Raw genomic sequence first — 16,674 nt, 5'->3', positions numbered from 1 at the left:
TCTATACAAAAAGAAAAAAGCATTCATTAACGAGCATTTTGCAATACTTTTATTAGGTCATTTATATTTTCAACTTTCTGCTGAAACTGATCAAGTCTGCTATGTAGCGATGAAGGATTTTTATCTTCAGTTGAAATAACTTGTTTTAATTCGTTTTCTAATTTATCATACATATCAAAGAAATTATCAAATTCTACACTTACAAGCTCTTCATTTTCGCGATAGAATCTTTTTGCTTCTATATAAGTCATATATGATTTATTTAAAAATCCTAATGAAATTAAATATTTAGAAGTGTTTTCTTGATAAATAGCAATATCACATGCCATTTTAATATCAGAATAAGTCTTTTGAACGAGACAATGCAATTCAAAAATCTTAAACTTTAATCCATTATTCATTTCATCCCCTCCCATCGTATCTATTCTACATAAAATTAGAATATTATACAAAGAAAATTATTAGTATGAAATTGACAATTTAAAAAATAACTTAAGGATAAACAAACTCCCTCGCATTATAAATTATAGTTACGGAGCATTTACCAACATAACAGCAAAATAAAAAGCGAAAAGAATAAATCTTTCCGCTCTTAGAGTAATAAATACATTTCATATTGTGCTAAAGAATTCTTTTCAAATCTACATTTCTTTAAAAAACCCTCCAGTAAATTATTGTTAGGAAACCCAATTGATAAACTTGATAAATGTAATTCTTCTCTTGCTACTTCTAATAATTTCATCCCAACACCAATATTTCTATAATCTTTATCTACGAAAATAAAACTAATTTTACCTTCTTCATTTACACATAGAGAGCCTTTTAAGTCATTAGTGACATATGCACCATAAAATACATTATTTGTTTTTTCGATATAATCAACATCATTTTGCCAATTTATATGGAAGTTTAACCATTTCTGAATTTCATCTTTAAAAGTTGGAAATTCTAATTGTTTTACTTCAATATCCTTACAATCTTTATTCATTATTTTAGTCAAATCATTTAAATTATAATAAGAAAGATCGTACACTTTTTCATAGCCCAACTTATTATAAAAATGAATCGCTCGGTCGTTTCCTACAATGACTTCGAGAAAAAGTTGCTTACATCCATGTTGAATCGCCTCTTCTTTATGCAGTTCAAATAATTTTTGACTCACACCAATACCTCGGTAATTAGGATGAACCGCTAATGTTCCACAGCGCATAGTCTTTATACTTTCATAATCCTTTATACCACCTAATATTACGCCAACTGATTTGTCACCGTCTAAAGCAAGAAAAGAATGTTCTAGCAAATTACCTTCTGGTCCCAAAAAACGGTGTATAAAATCACCTTTTGAAACTTCCATCTTAATAATATAATCGGAAAATCCATCTTTAAAAGCTTCATATACTAAATCAATATTTACTTCACTACATCTTTTATATTGAATCATATAAAATTGCCCTCCAATTGCTTGTATTAACCGCAACATGTACCCATATAATATATTCCATCTATTATAAATTTCAGCTCTTAATTTGAAATGAACGGACATTTCCCTACATATAACCCACTATTAATTTGTTTTATAACAAACTATCTATTATTTACTACATTAATCTCATAAACACGCAAAAAAGCAATTAAATGCTCACATGCTCTTTCGCATGCTAGCATTTTAAAGATTTTTTGTTCTTCTTTCGTTTTATCATTTGCTTGATCTGAAGCAGCTTTTAAACATAGAAATGGTTTTTTATTTATTTGGCATACATAGGCGAAAGCTGCTACTTCTTGATCAACTGCCAATGCTCCATATACGGTATGGAGTAAATATCTCATTTCTGAACTACGAATACGTTGATCTCCGGATAAAAATGTACCGAAATGTATTGGATCATATGATCGTATTTTTTTTATTCTTCTTACAAGTGATTTTGTTGTTTCAATAGGTGCTGTTCTACCGTTATATAAATTAAAAACATCTTCCCCTGAGCCAGCTGCAGTAACATCGTGTTGTATTGCGTTTAGTGCCACTACAATATGACCGTTTTTCACCTTGTTTGATAAACTTCCGCATATTCCTGTCATAAACAACTCATCTGGCTGAAACTCACTAATTAACAATTGTACACAACTAGCGCAGCTTACTTTACCAACACCAGTAACAACTGATATAATTTCCAGCTCATTAATAGTATGAAAATGAAATTCCCAAGCTGCTCTTTTTTCAACACGTTCACTCGGATAATGTTGATGCAAATACGTCAGTTCTGGTTCCCATGCAGATACTATTGCAATACGTTTCATTACACGCTTCACTTCCCCTATTGTCATTTAAATAAGTTATCTATACTTTCTCGTTCATAATCTGGAATCCATTCTTTGTATTTCTTATATAAATCTCGTATTATTTCTTTATTCTTCGCAATTACTTTACATCCTCTATCATCACACATAAACATGACAATATCTTTCGTTGCATTTATGAGAAATACATCTGGATAAGAAATTTCTTTTTTTCGTCCAAATCGAGGATACAGAGCAGAGAAATCCTCGTGATTAGCAGCTTGTATAAGCAATTCATACTTAATATCTTCCGCAAGACATTTTAAAGAAAAATGATATGTACAATATAAATCTGCTTCTTCATCTTCAAATAGAAACGGTAACGTTTCTTGTCTTATATGAAATCTTAAATCTCTTTTCTTAATATATTTATTGTATACATTTATTTTCTGTGGAGTTTTTATGTTTTCCTTTTTAAATCTATAAACATTTGTCACTACAAACACTACATCTTCTTTTGAAAATATGTCTTCAAATAAGAATTTATTATATGTATATAGTTGAGAAAAGTATTCCATATTTAAATCGTTGGTTCCTTCTACAATTTGATATTTATCTTTTCCGAAATCAAAATGTAAATGATTTCCCCACTGAGAATATAAGTAGGGTCCTAATGTAACTCCTGGAAATGTTTGATTCATATATTCTTTTAATTGCATTTCCTTGTCCTTTCTACTGTAAAATTCCTTTTAAATCCCAGTATGCTTCTTCTAGCCACGGATGTATAACTTTCAATGTATCTTTCCTTTCCCACAAATATGAAATATATACAAAAGCTGCTTTTTCCAAAGATTTTTCCAATCCTTTTTTTATTTCTATTAAATATGGTGGTGTCCCGTTTTGATCCCATTCTATTTTATCTGCAACAAATAATACTAAATCCATCTTCGTTGCATGTTTACGCAACGTTGTATGGCAACAAATTGCATTTAAAATTTCTTCATTTTCTACTTTAAATATTTCTTTTGCGATTACTCTCGATAATTTTTGATGAATAATCATAGGAAACTTTTTTTCTGCTTCCACTATCTCTACCCCAAACTCTTCAGCAACTGCAATCCTCTCCTCGTTCGGAAAAATGCCACTAATATCATGTAAATATCCTGCAATTGCTGCTTTTTCTTTATCTACGTGAAACTTTTCTGCAATCTTTTTTACCTCATTTGCCACACGAATTGAATGTTTATATGTAAACTCTTTATTATATTTTAGTAGAAAGGCTTTAATATCATTTTCTATTTTTCCAGTTGGAGTAAATGAATATATATCACTATATAACATAGAAAATCCCCCTTATAACTAACTTACATTATAATGTAGAATCTAAATATCCTTTTTATTTTATATTCGATATTAATCTTTTTACTCCTTTTTAATACGTTACATGAAATTTTATACAAAATCATCGCTACAAGTACATAAATGTTTGATATTATAGTAATGTTGATGATTTGTAAGGAAAGGAACTACACAATGAATAAAAACATATTAATTATTGATGATGATAAAGAAATTGTTGAATTACTTGCTGTTTATTTGCGAAATGAAGGCTATAACATTTATAAAGCTTATGATGGCGATGAAGCATTGCAAAAGGTTTCTACATATGAAGTTGACCTTATGATTTTGGATATTATGATGCCAAAACGAAACGGATTAGAAGTTTGTCAGGAAGTACGTGAAAATAATACTGTACCAATTCTAATGCTTAGTGCAAAAGCAGAAGATATGGATAAAATATTAGGCCTTATGACAGGTGCCGATGATTATATGATCAAACCATTCAATCCATTAGAATTAGTAGCTAGAGTGAAAGCTTTATTACGAAGATCCTCTTTCCAAAATGCTACTTCGCAAAAGAATGAAGATGGTATTATTCGTATTCGCTCTGTTGAAATACACAAACATAATCATACAGTTAAAGTAAATGGAGAGTATATTAAACTAACCTCTATTGAATTCGATATTTTATATTTACTTGCGAGTAATACAGGAAGAGTATTTAGTTCAGAAGAAATTTTCGAACGCGTTTGGAATGAAGATGGTTATGGTTCAAATAAGACGGTAATGGTCCATATTAGCAACTTACGAGATAAACTTGAAACAGTAATGAATGGAGAAAAATTGATTCATACTGTTTGGGGAGTTGGCTATAAAATTGAGAAATGAAGCATTTGATATATTAAAAGATATTCCTAAATGGAAACTTATTTTTTGGCTTTTATTAGCTATCACACTCACTCCTATTACTGAACTAATTATTTATCGCCTCGTTACGAGTGTAATTGAGAGTTCACTTACTCTAACTGAACTCGGTAAAGAATTCATTCGAATTTTTGGTTATGAAAAGTATAAAGGGATTAAAGAGTCTTTATGGATGATGATTGTATCTTATTTGTTTTTATTTTCTATTTTTTCATCCTATCTTTACATTTTTTATCGTCACGAGAAAAAACTTTATTATGAAACTTGTATAAAAAAAATGATAGAAGAAATTCGTTATATTGCAAATGGAAACTTCAATCATAAAGTTTCTATTGTAAATCATAATTATCTAGAAGAATTAGCAATCGGGGTCAATGAAATTGTTGAACAATTAAAAGTCTCAATTGATGAAGAAAGACAAGCGGAACAAGCAAAAAGTGAACTTATTACAAATGTATCACATGACTTACGCACCCCCCTTACTTCTATAGTTGGATACGTAAATTTAATCCATCATGATAATTATAGAGATGAAGTGGAATTGCGATACTATATTCAAGTCATTTACGATAAAGTAACTCGTCTTAATGCATTAATGAATGACTTGTTCGAATATACACGTGTTCAAAATAAAGAATTAAGCTTGTATTCTGTTCCTATTGATATTGTAGAGTTACTTGGACAATTAACTGTTCAATTCCGCATACAGGTTCAAGAAGCTAATATAGAATGTCGGCCTTCTTTCCCGTCTCAAAAGCTTATGGTATTAGCTGATGGTGACAAATTAGTGCGTGTGTTTGAAAATCTTATTATAAACGCTATCGCTTATGGAAGCGAAGGTCGCTATATTGACCTTACTGCTTATGAAAGCAATAATATGATTACAATTGATATAACAAATTACGGACAACCTATTCCTAGTACGGATTTACCTCATATTTTTGAACGTTTTTACCGCGTTGAGAAATCTCGCTCTACAAACACTGGTGGATCTGGACTTGGATTAGCAATTGCAAAAAGTATAGTCGAGTTGCATAAAGGAACAATTGAAGTATATAGTGATGACGAAAAAACAACATTCACTGTAAAACTACTTCCATACAAATGTTAATATTACAAATAAAAAGTTCAATTTCTTATCATATAAGAAATTGAACTTTTTCTATTATTTCCCTAAATTTAATAATCCTTTATAATTATTTAGAAATTCTTTACCTTTTCTTTCTTCCTAATTAAGCATTCCTTTTTACAATACTATTATTGATGTCATAATAGGAGGATCACTTATGCAATTCTTAAAAAAATTCGCTATTTTATTATTATCTTTTTTCATTACTGCACTTATCGTTTTATATTTTTATCTTTATGTAAATGGTCCGATTATTCAGGCTAAATCAGCTATTTTAATAAATGCTAATTCAGGTGAAATTGTTTATAAAAAGAATGAAGAAACCCCAGTACAATCAGCTACTTTATCTAAATTAATGACGGAATATATCGTATTGGAACAACTAAATGATAGAAAAATACAGTTAGATGACTTCGTACAAATAAGTAACGAAGTTTTCCGAGTAGAAACAAGCCCTATACAAGTAACATCGAATGATAAAACAACGGTTCGTGATTTACTTCATGCATTGCTACTGGCAGGGAATAATCGTTCTGCACTCGCTCTAGCAGAACACATTGCTGGAAATGAAGACAACTTTACAATATTAATGAATAAAAAAGCAAAAGAACTACAGTTATTACAACCATCTCCATTTCTAAACTCTACTGGAATTAATCATGATACAAATAAACAATCAACTACAACAGCAATAGACGCAGCTAAACTAGCTGCACGATTAGTAAAAGATTTTCCAGATGTATTGAATATTACGAAACTAACCTCTTACCAATTTACCTTCAAAGATTCCCAGGTTTTCAATACGAATAAAATGATATATTCCCTTAATGAAAACATTAAACTTCAAGGTGTTGATGGCTTACAAACTAGTTTTTCAACTAACGGTAATTATAGTTTTGTCAGTACAGCAAAACTAGGAGATACTAGACTAATTTCAGTAATATTAGATGCAGATGAAGAAAACATCTCATTTATTGAAACAAAAAAGTTGCTACAGTATGGTTTTGATCCTTCCTCGTACTCTGCACTCCAAGCTTTTAAAGACGCCCTTACATCTTGGACAATATTGCTTCAGTTTAAAAATTTAATTATACAAACTATAATGATTTTTTTAATCATTACCACCTTAATGTTTTTACATATACGTCAGAAAAAATCCGAGGATTTCAATTAAGAAATCTTCTTATATATAACCGACTTGCGCTTGAGATGCAAGTCGGTTTTTAATTCTATCATCCTCTTCCAATTAAATTTGCTGAAACAGGTTGCAAGTTTAACTCCCTCGCCCATATAGATAGCTGACCAATATGATGAATTTCATATCCCATTACATGTCTTAAACCTATGTTTTTCGAGGCATACATCCATCTCTGTTTCCTTTCGTTGTATTCGTTTGTTTAGTTTAAATGGGTTAATCTATTAATTCTATTAAATCCAACAATTGAACTATTACACTTTAAAGTTCTATACATATACTATAGTAGATTACTAGAAAGGAGGTTTAACTATGGATAGTTGCGTTGTATTTGTAAACGGACAACCTTTTTTAGTTCTTTCAGTAGCTGGTATTGAAATTGCTAGATTAGAGATTTCCCTTCAAGTAGCATTAGCTCTAAGAGTGCTTGGGATACCAATCTGTGATTAATTACCAAATTAATAAAAAAAGAGGGCATTAGCCCTCTTTTTTTATTTTCTTCTCACCTTTTCTTAACAACAAATAAAATTTAAATTTTATTTGTTATATTGTAATGAAAATCCGAAAAATCAACCCATTTTATTCAATAAAAAAGAGCACCACCCATACCTCATTATCCGTTTCTATAATATTCAAGTTTGATTAATAATAAAATTAAAGTATATGAACGTTACATGAAACACTTGTTAAGATAGCTCTCCTTCACACTATTTATTTCGCTGACGCTATATTATCAAAGCACACAATGATTAACTTTTTATACGGCTTATTTTAAGTGTGCTTGCCAATACTTTTACTTGTATGTTCTATACACTCATTCTCTACGGTATACTGATACCAACTTATATTTTTTGATGAGGGCCCATTTCCCTATATCCCTCTTTATTCCCATGTACTTTTTTTCTCAAATCCAAGCTAAATAATCTAAATTGTTATCTTTTAAAATCAGCTCACTATCTGATTATATTAATAACCTATCACCTGGTAAAATCCTATTACCTAATTTATCTTCAATTGAATGGTCCATCATTTATACTTACGGATTGGCTTTCCCGTATCTATTGTGCATGGATATTGGATTTTCTAGCATCTAGCTCATTTCTTTAAAAATGTCGGATTTTTCGTCTATTATTAAATGAATAATGTTTGGAAGGGGATATAATATGACAGAAATTAAAGTAGGGCTTACACAATTTTTAGACTTCACACTGAAAGGTAGTACAGCTAAAACAACCTTTATAAAAAATCTAAAATCCCAACCTGAATATCAACCAGCTTTTGATTACTGGAAACAATTACGAGAAACTGTTATTAAATTTCATCAAAACAAACTATCTTTTGAATATTTCGAAACATTAGTACAAACGGTTGATCAGAAAAAAAAACAAAACTACATTGATGTCATAAAGCAATACAAAAAATTCATTAAAAATAAAGACATCTCTTGGTTTGATCCAGGTAAATCACATTGGAAATCAGATGATTTAATCGTCCGTTCATCACCTGAACTTGGCTTATTCATTAATAATGAGCCACATCTTATCAAACTGTTTTTCAAAGGAAAAAAAGAGCGAATTGATAAGTACAACATTAACTCGACACTTACACTATTAAATGAATCAACATTTTCAAATGAACGAAACGATGTGAATTATACGGTACTTAACATCCAAAAGAACAGAATGTATACGAATAACTCTATTAATAATAATCATTTAGTAGCGCTTAAATCAGAAGCTAACCAGTTTTGCTATATATGGAATAATCTATAAAGGTTACTATTCATCCCTTTTAATACCTTGTTGATGCATACTTTAGTTACAATTTTTACAGATTCATTCAGTTTCGTTTAATTAGGGCTCACCCTCTTATTCCTCAGAAACAATGCAGGTGGGCCTTTTTCAAAAATGGTTTCTTTGTCAGTTTTAACATACTAGCTCTCCCCCGAAACAGCTGCAATTGAAATTATTTTTGTTTTATTATTCACTATACCCACCAAGCCCCTTTTGTTAACATAATATAATTATAAATTACTATCGTTGCTACTTCTTCCATTCATATTCTAACATACTCATTTCCCATAAATTCCAATACGTTTCTCCTACTCTTTTTGACTCTCTTAATAAGCCTTCTTTTACAAACCCTATTTTTTCGTAACATGAAATGGCCGATATATTAAAATCATACACACCAAGAGTTACTCTATGTAGTTTTAATTCGTCAAAAGCAATATGAAGTACTGCTTTCATCATATGTTTTCCTATAGAACGTCCCCTCATCTTCGTATTACCAACTAATACTTTTCCAATTCTAGCGGACTTATTAATATTATCTATTTGCCCAAGCGAAATATGACCAATAACGTCTGAAGTCTCTTCATCTACCACTTTGAAAGCGAGTGTATTTGCACTTTCTATATACTTCTCTAATTGCTGTTCGTCTAAAGGGAATGTGAATGCATTTCCTGACCATTGTATTAGAAATTCTTCGGAATTAATCCAATTTATTAATTGTTTAAAATCAGATTTTTTAAAGGTTTTTAGTTTAATCACTTCCATGCTCCTTTCGTACATCATACTTTATAACCTCAAACTTATTTCTATATAAAGAATATATTCTCCTTTTATATGAAATTAAAATAAAGCCATTCATGTGAATGGCTTTACAAAAAAGCAGCATAATTATGCCTTGTTTGCTACATCAATACCATTAAAATCAAAGTCAGCAGTAACCGTTGTAACAGGTGGGAAAATTGCTTCAATTTTACAAATGGAAATAATTACTCCAACCGATCCAGGAATAGCCGCAAGCCTAACTACATCACAACTTACAGACGAAACAGTACCTACATAAGTACGTCCCTCTGTATTAATTTGAACTGTTCGATTAATTAATTTCTTAAGTTCATCTCTAATTCCTTGTACACAAGAATTATCACATTTCTCATGCTGTTCTTTTTTACACTCTTCGAATACTTCCCAACAATCATCTTGTTTACATGTACACTTCTTTTTACAATTATTAAATCGAGAACCCAATACCTCACCCCCTAATCCTTTCTATTAGTAAAGTATGTCCACTAGCTTAAAAGGGTACGAGGCAAACACATAAAAAGAAAAAAACAAACAATTGTACCAAACCTTCTTTTCATTATTCATTATAAAAACAGACTTCTCCTAATTAAAATCTTGTTTAATGAGCGGCCGTGAATTTAGTCCTACTCCATTTAATGTTTAGACACCACTTTCTAAAACAAATCTTTTTCTTTTAATAAGACGCCCCTTAAAAACACACTAGATTTTCCCATTAACTCACATATACATAGACTTTATTTGTGGATTTCCCATTTTTCATTGTGAAATATACATTTAAAAAGCGTACTCGAAAATAAGATATTATTTGTAATCAGAACATTTTCTTCAATAAATGTTTATTGAAAAATACCATAACTAGTAGTAGTTCTCTCCACTTTCTCTTAAAAATTAGCATAGTTTGTATGAATTCTATATCGAGTAGAAGACACTCTATCATATAAAGATAAAATAGTAGGTTAATAAACAAGCCATTTTTTTATTAAAACATAGAATAATATGAACACTATTGAAAGGAGGTAGAAATAAATGTCCTGGAAAAATGATTGCTGGAGTTCTCAGAAAAAGCATTGTTGTGATGATTGGTGGAAATCTAAAGAAAAGCATCATTGTGATGATGATTGGAGTTCTCAGAAAAAGCATTGTAATGATGATTGGTGGAAATCTAAAGAAAAGTGTCATTGTGATGACGATTGGAGTTCTCAGGAAAAACATTGTAATGATGATTGGTGGAAATCTAAAGAAAAGTGTCATCGTGATGATGATTGGAGTTCTAAACGAAATAAGTGTCGTTGTAAATGTTTCTTTATTTGTTGCCATTGTAAAAGAAAAAATTGGTAATATTTTCAATGTCAACGTAAAGAAAAAAATATGTCTTTTGGAATCAATCAGGCTTTTCCGGAAAGTTGATCCCTCACCTACTTCCTTGCTTTCGCTGAATTTTTAGGTGGGGGCATTACTGCCCGGCAAATAGCGAGATAAATACTAGGATGTAATATATAAAAAGGTTTAAACCGGCATATAAGCAGTCGCGCTTTGTCATCACCTTGTTGTTGTAAATTAGTATTTCTCCATTGAATAGACATTCCATAATATCGTATTTTGATTAAAACAAAAAACATACTTAACACCAATAGTAGAATTTTTCTTCTTCATCAACTTCACTTCTTCTCTTTTTATAAACATAAAAAAGGATCTCTATTTATATAGAGATCCTTTCTAATTTTATAATTTACTAGACTGTAACCCCTGAATAAACGGAACTACTTCAGGATTTACAAGTGAAGACAAATCACCTAATTCTTTTCCTAAGTAAGCTGCTTTAATAACACGGCGCATTACTTTAGAATTACGTGTTTTCGGTAAATCTTCTACAACGTGGATGTCTTTAGGACACAACGCTTTTCCAATATGAGAGTTTACTAAACTCATTAATTCTTTCTTTAATTCCCCTGTGAATGTTACATGGTCTCTTAACACTACAAAACAATGACAAACTTCACCTTTTACTTCGTCAGGTACACCAATTGCAGCAGCTTCGATTATATCGTTATGTTTCACAAGAATAGATTCATATTCAGCAGGTCCAATACGTTTACCTGCAATATTTAACGTATCGTCTGAACGCCCTGTGATGATATATTGTTCACCATCGTAAATGACCCAGTCACCGTGGACCCATTTATTTTCAAAACGCGACCAATATGTGTTTACGTAACGTTCATCATCTTCCCAGAAGCTTTTCGTCATACCTACCCAAGGTTTCTCTAAGCATAATTCTCCGACTTCATCTCGAATTGGTTTACCTTGATCATCCAGTACGACAGCTGCCATTCCTGGTAAAGATGCGTTAAAACTAATCGGTGCGATTGGCTTAATAAGAACATTGCCGAAAATCCCACCAGAGATTTCAGTTCCACCTGAGTAGTTACAGATTGGAACATTTCCTTTTCCAACTGTTTCAAACAGCCACATCCATGGATCAGGATTCCAAGGTTCTCCTGTTGATGCGAATACTTCCAAACTCTTTAAAGAATGTTTATTGACATACTCATCACCTTTTGCCATTAATGCTCGGATTAACGTTGGCGAAATACCTAGATGAGTAATTTCATATTTATCAACTGTCTCCCATAACCGGTCTGCTTCTGGGAAGTCTGGAACACCTTCGTACATAACCATCGTTGCTCCATTAATGAGTGAACCGAATAATAGAAACGGCCCCATCATCCAGCCCATATCAGTTACCCATAATACACGATCACCTTGTTTAATATTCATTCCAAATCCTGCATCAAAAGCTGCTTTCAAAGGAAATCCTGCATGCGTGTGTACTGTTCCTTTCGGCTTACCAGTCGTTCCTGATGTATAAATGAGCATTAATGGATCATCACTTTGCATTTCCTCGGCATGTATGAATGGTTTTTCTTTTTCTAGCGTACTCCACGAAAAGTCATAGTTATGTGGTGTAAAATCATTTCCTGCATGACGAACGATAACAACTTTTTCAACAGTTGGGCAATGTTCACAAGCTTTATCTACTTCATCTTTTAAAGAAACAATTTTACCGCGGCGTGAAAATCCATCTGCGGTAATAATCATTTTTGAACCTGCCGCTTGCACACGTGTCATAACTGCATCAGACGCAAAGCCTGAGAATATTGGTGAAATAATTGCTCCAATTTTCATTACAGCTAGCATCGCAACAACTGTTTCTGGAATCATCGGCATATAAATTGTTACACGGTCACCTTTTTCAATACCCGCGTGTTTCAAACCATTGGCAACACGGCTTACCCAGTTATCAAGCTCTTCATATGTAAATGATTTTGAAGTTCCATTTTCTCCTTCGTACTGAAGTGCTGGCTGTATTCTTGTCTCTTCATCCGCAAGCCAGCGGGATAAAGCTGATTCTACAACGTTACATGTTCCGCCATTATACCACTGTGCAAACGGTGTACCATTTTCTAAATCTAACACTTCTGTATAAGGTTTCATCCATTGATAGCCAACTGCTTTTTCTGCCTCTCCCCAAAGCCAAGCTGTTTCCTCAATAGATTTATTATAAAAAGTTTCATAGTCTTCATATCCCAATGATTTCATCCAACTATATAAACGTGTTTTTTCCTTGTACTCTTCTGTTGGAAACCAAACTGCTTGTTTCAATGTTTTCCCCTCCTTAACTTTTTGAGCAAGAAAGCCCTAAATAGGGCTTTTAAACTGGATATACAGGATGTTTACGATCCGTGAATACTTGATATTTACTCATATACATTTCGAAACGTCCTTTTAACTCTTCACGTAAATTGTTTGGATGAACAATACCATCAATCACCATCTCTGATGCTAAATGATAAATATCAATATCTTTCTTATACTCTTCACGTTTTTCAGCAATGAAGCTAGCACGCTCTTCTTCTGGTAAAGCTGCAATTTTATTTGCATATACAGCATTAACCGCAGCTTCTGGACCCATTACCGCAATAGAGGCTGTCGGTAATGCCAGGCAGCAATCTGGTTCAAATGCTGGACCTGCCATCGCATATAAACCAGCGCCATATGCTTTACGAACAACGATAGAAATCTTCGGTACAGTCGCTTCACTCATTGCAGAAATCATTTTTGCACCGTGGCGAATAATACCAGCACGCTCTACTTTTGTACCGATCATAAATCCTGGTACATCCGCAAGGAATAATAATGGAATATGATATGCGTCGCATAAATTAATAAACTTAGCAGCTTTATCAGCTGAATCATGGAATAATACGCCGCCCTTCATACGCGGCTGATTTGCAATAATACCAACTGGCTTACCATCAATACGTGCTAAGCCTGTAATTAGCTCTTGAGCAAATAATTTTTTTACTTCATAGAATGAACCTTCATCAATAACTCTATTAATGAGATCTTTCATATTGAAAGGAGCATTTTGATTTTCTGGAATGATTTGTTCTAACGTTTTATCGAATTGTTTCGGTTCTTGGGGTGTAACCAATGGAGTCTTTTCTAAGTAGTTATTTGGAAAATATGAAATGTATTGCCTTGCTTGTGTAATCGCATCTTCTTCTGTCTTACATAAAACATCTCCGCATCCTGATACAGAGCAATGCATACGAGCTCCGCCCATCTCTTCTAAAGTTACCTTCTCACCGATAACCATCTCAGCCATACGAGGAGATCCTAAATACATAGATGCATTTCCTTCTACCATCATTACAACGTCACAAAAGGCTGGAATATACGCACCACCAGCTGCAGAAGGTCCAAATAACAAGCATACTTGAGGAACTTTACCTGATAACTTCACTTGATTATAGAAGATTCTTCCTGCACCGCGGCGCCCTGGGAACATTTCTACTTGATCTGTAATACGTGCTCCAGCAGAGTCGACTAAATAAAATAACGGAACACGTAGTTTTTCAGCTGTTTCTTGAATACGTAAAATCTTTTCAACTGTGCGTGATCCCCATGATCCAGCTTTTACAGTAGAATCATTGGCCATTACACACGCAGTACGACCATGTATTTTACCCGTTGCCGTTACAACGCCATCCGCAGGTAAGCCTGTTTGTTCACAGTTAGCAAATAATGCATCTTCTACATATTCGCCATTATCAAATAGAAGCGCTAAACGATCTCGAACAAATAATTTTCCTTTTGCTTTATTTTGCTCATGATATTTCGGTGCCCCGCCTTGTTTAATTGTTTCAACTCGTTCTTCAAATGAATTAGATTGTTGTTTTTGGTCTAACATATTTACTCCCCCTTATACATCGGTTTGCGTTTTTCTTTGAATGCCTGTAATCCTTCTATTCGATCTTTCGTATGGATTACACCTTCATACGCTTGTTTTTCCATTTGTAATCCGGTATGTAAATCAACTTGAATACCATTTGAAATTGCCTCTTTTGCTAATCGAACAGCAATCGGTCCATTACTAGCAATTTTCTCTGCTATTTCAATCGCTTTCTCTTCAAGTAAATTAGCTGGTACAACAAATTCTACTAAACCGTATTCTTTTGCTTCTTGCGCTGAAATACGTCTACCTGTATAAATTAATTCTTTCGCTCTACCAACACCAATTAATCTCGGTAAGCGCTGTGTACCACCTGCTCCTGGTATAATTGCAAGTGTCGTTTCAGTAAGACCAAGACTTGCAGATTCAGCAGCAATTCTAAAATCACAAGCTAAACTTAATTCCGTACCACCACCAAGTGCAATTCCATTTATAGCAGCAATAACTGGCTGTGGTAATTGTTCAACCATCTCCATAGTAGTGCGAATCATACTAACAGCATGGCGAACTTGTTCTTCGTTCATATCGGCACGCTCTTTTAAATCTGCACCAGCACAAAATGCTTTTTCACCAGCACCAGTCAAAATAACTACACGCACGTTTGAATCTTCACTTATTTGAGTTAATATAGTTTGTAATTCATCTAATAATGCTAAAGATAATGAGTTTGCTTGTCTTTCACGATATAACGAAATCTTTACAACGTGAGGTGTTACATAATCAACTGAAATGTTTTGTAATTGTAGCATCTTCTCACCTACTTATCGTTTTATGTTGAAGCGCTCTATACACATGACTCGGTAATTGGATATTTAATTTACTTTGAATAAATTGACTTGCTCTCAATAACTTCTCTTCATCAATATTCGTTTGGACTCCTAACTTATGGAGCATATGTACTAGGTCATCAGTAGCAACATTACCTGATGCTCCTGGTGCATAAGGGCAGCCCCCGAGTCCACCACAAGAACTATCAAACGTTTTAATACCGTATTCTAATGATTTAACTACATTCGCTAGAGCCATTCCATACGTATTATGAAAATGCATTGCAAACTGCGAAGCATCATACTTCTTTAATAGATGTTCTAATACTTGTTCTACTTGTAATGGATTCGCTACACCGATTGTATCCCCAAGAGAAACTTCATAAATGCCGTATGAAAATAGTTGATTACATAATTCGTCAACTGCTGTGACACTTATATCCCCTTCATAAGGACATCCAAATACAGTAGAAACATAGCCTCTTACCTTTTTCCCTTCGAATAATGCCTGTTTTGTTATATCTTCAATTACAACTAATGCTTCTTTAATCGATTTATTAATATTACTTTTATTATGAGATTCACTTGCTGATAAAAAAACATTCACCTCATCTACATTTTGCAAAAAAGCTCGTTCCAAACCATTTTGATTCGGAACAAGCGCAGCATATGTAACATTTGGGTCCCTTTTCAGCTCAGAAAATACATCATTTGCATCTGCTAATGCAGGGACCCATTTTGGGTGAACGAATGAGGAAACTTCAACATACGACAATCCTGCTTCTGTAAGTAGTTGAATCCATTTTACTTTATCTTTTGTGCCAACAATCTTTTTTTCATTTTGTAAGCCATCACGTGGCCCGACTTCTTTAATGACAGCAAAATTAGGTAGTTTCAATTCGCTTCCCCCTATATCTCCCTATTCAATTTCTAATAATACATCTCCTTCATTTACAAAATCGCCTTCTTGCACATTAATTTTCATAACTGTGCCAGCTTCTTCTGAAATGATTGGAATTTCCATTTTCATAGATTCCAAAATGACGACATCCTGCTCTTCCTCTACTGTATCTCCTACTCCTACAACAATCTTCCAAACGTTTCCTGCCATCGATGCGTATACTTTCGTCATCATTTTTTCCCCCTTAATATTG

The 16,674-nt window shown here is 32.8% G+C and carries 18 protein-coding genes and 1 pseudogene; 6 read left to right on the top strand and 13 right to left on the bottom strand.

The genetic code is table 11. The annotated features are described in order from the left end of the window. Positions 1-26: 26 nt before the first annotated feature. The 5 genes from AC1Q8L_RS14160 to yqeK all read right to left on the bottom strand — a co-directional run bounded on the left by AC1Q8L_RS14160 (position 27) and on the right by yqeK (position 3,615). Positions 27-401 carry a hypothetical protein gene (locus tag AC1Q8L_RS14160; protein WP_001059026.1) on the bottom strand — a complete coding sequence of 125 codons (375 nt, stop codon included), beginning with the start codon at positions 399-401 and terminating at the stop codon, positions 27-29. 191 nt (positions 402-592) lie between these two features. Further along, positions 593-1,441: a GNAT family N-acetyltransferase gene (locus tag AC1Q8L_RS14155; protein WP_000617067.1), complete on the bottom strand. Its 849-nt coding sequence runs from the start codon at positions 1,439-1,441 to the stop codon at positions 593-595. Positions 1,442-1,584: 143 nt separating this feature from the next. Next, on the bottom strand, positions 1,585-2,322 hold the full coding sequence (gene mtnN / locus AC1Q8L_RS14150; RefSeq protein ID WP_000151939.1) for a 5'-methylthioadenosine/S-adenosylhomocysteine nucleosidase: 738 nt from the start codon (positions 2,320-2,322) through the stop codon (positions 1,585-1,587). Further along, positions 2,319-2,993 (bottom strand): DUF3885 domain-containing protein, encoded by a 675-nt coding sequence (locus tag AC1Q8L_RS14145; protein ID WP_001176119.1) that lies wholly within the window; start codon positions 2,991-2,993, stop codon positions 2,319-2,321. The genes mtnN and AC1Q8L_RS14145 overlap by 4 nt, the downstream gene beginning before the upstream one ends. 13 nt (positions 2,994-3,006) lie before the next feature. After that, positions 3,007-3,615 carry a bis(5'-nucleosyl)-tetraphosphatase (symmetrical) YqeK gene (gene yqeK, locus AC1Q8L_RS14140; protein ID WP_000966967.1) on the bottom strand — a complete coding sequence of 203 codons (609 nt, stop codon included), beginning with the start codon at positions 3,613-3,615 and terminating at the stop codon, positions 3,007-3,009. A gap of 192 nt (positions 3,616-3,807) precedes the next feature. Between yqeK and AC1Q8L_RS14135 the strand changes: the two genes are divergently transcribed. From AC1Q8L_RS14135 to AC1Q8L_RS14125, 3 genes are all read left to right on the top strand, one after another. Then, positions 3,808-4,503: a response regulator transcription factor gene (locus AC1Q8L_RS14135; RefSeq protein WP_001038809.1), complete on the top strand. Its 696-nt coding sequence runs from the start codon at positions 3,808-3,810 to the stop codon at positions 4,501-4,503. Further along, positions 4,493-5,650, top strand: a complete 1,158-nt coding sequence (locus tag AC1Q8L_RS14130) for a sensor histidine kinase (RefSeq protein ID WP_001243312.1) — start codon at positions 4,493-4,495, stop codon at positions 5,648-5,650. Before AC1Q8L_RS14135 ends, AC1Q8L_RS14130 begins: the two co-directional genes overlap by 11 nt. Before the next feature lie 175 nt (positions 5,651-5,825). Next, positions 5,826-6,842: a D-alanyl-D-alanine carboxypeptidase family protein gene (locus tag AC1Q8L_RS14125; protein WP_001160059.1), complete on the top strand. Its 1,017-nt coding sequence runs from the start codon at positions 5,826-5,828 to the stop codon at positions 6,840-6,842. A gap of 58 nt (positions 6,843-6,900) precedes the next feature. On the opposite strand, the pseudogene AC1Q8L_RS14120 reads toward AC1Q8L_RS14125, so the two are convergent. After that, positions 6,901-6,993 (bottom strand): annotated as a pseudogene (locus AC1Q8L_RS14120) (DinB family protein); the annotation flags it as partial. Between the two features lie 182 nt (positions 6,994-7,175). Between AC1Q8L_RS14120 and AC1Q8L_RS14115 the strand changes: the two are divergent. Next, positions 7,176-7,313, top strand: coding sequence for a DUF3956 domain-containing protein (locus tag AC1Q8L_RS14115; RefSeq protein ID WP_000376554.1), 138 nt, complete (start codon positions 7,176-7,178; stop codon positions 7,311-7,313). A 713-nt stretch (positions 7,314-8,026) separates the two neighbouring features. Beyond that, the gene (locus tag AC1Q8L_RS14110; protein ID WP_000136053.1) at positions 8,027-8,635 is read left to right on the top strand and encodes a hypothetical protein; all 609 of its coding nucleotides are present in this window, start codon (positions 8,027-8,029) and stop codon (positions 8,633-8,635) included. Positions 8,636-8,905: 270 nt separating this feature from the next. On the opposite strand, the gene AC1Q8L_RS14105 is transcribed toward AC1Q8L_RS14110, so the two are convergent. Then, positions 8,906-9,439, bottom strand: coding sequence for a GNAT family N-acetyltransferase (locus AC1Q8L_RS14105; RefSeq protein WP_000990089.1), 534 nt, complete (start codon positions 9,437-9,439; stop codon positions 8,906-8,908). Positions 9,440-9,544: 105 nt separating this feature from the next. Further along, positions 9,545-9,901: a hypothetical protein gene (locus AC1Q8L_RS14100; RefSeq protein WP_000535577.1), complete on the bottom strand. Its 357-nt coding sequence runs from the start codon at positions 9,899-9,901 to the stop codon at positions 9,545-9,547. A gap of 562 nt (positions 9,902-10,463) precedes the next feature. Here AC1Q8L_RS14100 and AC1Q8L_RS14095 point away from each other — a divergent pair. Beyond that, positions 10,464-10,901, top strand: a complete 438-nt coding sequence (locus tag AC1Q8L_RS14095) for a hypothetical protein (RefSeq protein WP_170956753.1) — start codon at positions 10,464-10,466, stop codon at positions 10,899-10,901. 278 nt (positions 10,902-11,179) lie between these two features. Here AC1Q8L_RS14095 and AC1Q8L_RS14090 read toward each other — a convergent pair whose 3' ends face one another. The 5 genes from AC1Q8L_RS14090 to AC1Q8L_RS14070 are packed head-to-tail and all read right to left on the bottom strand — an operon-like array spanning position 11,180 to position 16,655. Beyond that, a complete protein-coding gene (locus AC1Q8L_RS14090) occupies positions 11,180-13,120 on the bottom strand; it encodes an AMP-binding protein (RefSeq protein ID WP_000806505.1) in 1,941 nt (646 codons plus the stop codon). Positions 13,121-13,169: 49 nt separating this feature from the next. Then, positions 13,170-14,711 carry an acyl-CoA carboxylase subunit beta gene (locus AC1Q8L_RS14085; RefSeq protein ID WP_000886744.1) on the bottom strand — a complete coding sequence of 514 codons (1,542 nt, stop codon included), beginning with the start codon at positions 14,709-14,711 and terminating at the stop codon, positions 13,170-13,172. 2 nt (positions 14,712-14,713) lie between these two features. Beyond that, positions 14,714-15,502 carry an enoyl-CoA hydratase gene (locus AC1Q8L_RS14080; RefSeq protein WP_000939814.1) on the bottom strand — a complete coding sequence of 263 codons (789 nt, stop codon included), beginning with the start codon at positions 15,500-15,502 and terminating at the stop codon, positions 14,714-14,716. Positions 15,503-15,506: 4 nt separating this feature from the next. Beyond that, entirely contained in the window at positions 15,507-16,418 is a 912-nt protein-coding gene (gene mvaB, locus AC1Q8L_RS14075; RefSeq protein ID WP_000775435.1) for a hydroxymethylglutaryl-CoA lyase, read from the bottom strand. Positions 16,419-16,439: 21 nt separating this feature from the next. After that, positions 16,440-16,655: an acetyl-CoA carboxylase biotin carboxyl carrier protein subunit gene (locus tag AC1Q8L_RS14070; protein WP_001987345.1), complete on the bottom strand. Its 216-nt coding sequence runs from the start codon at positions 16,653-16,655 to the stop codon at positions 16,440-16,442. Positions 16,656-16,674: the final 19 nt, after the last annotated feature.

It is taken from the genome of Bacillus sp. GW823-FHT06A11 (assembly GCF_058795355.1).
Note: the sequence above shows the minus strand (reverse complement) of the source record. Positions and strands in the feature narration are given on the sequence as shown.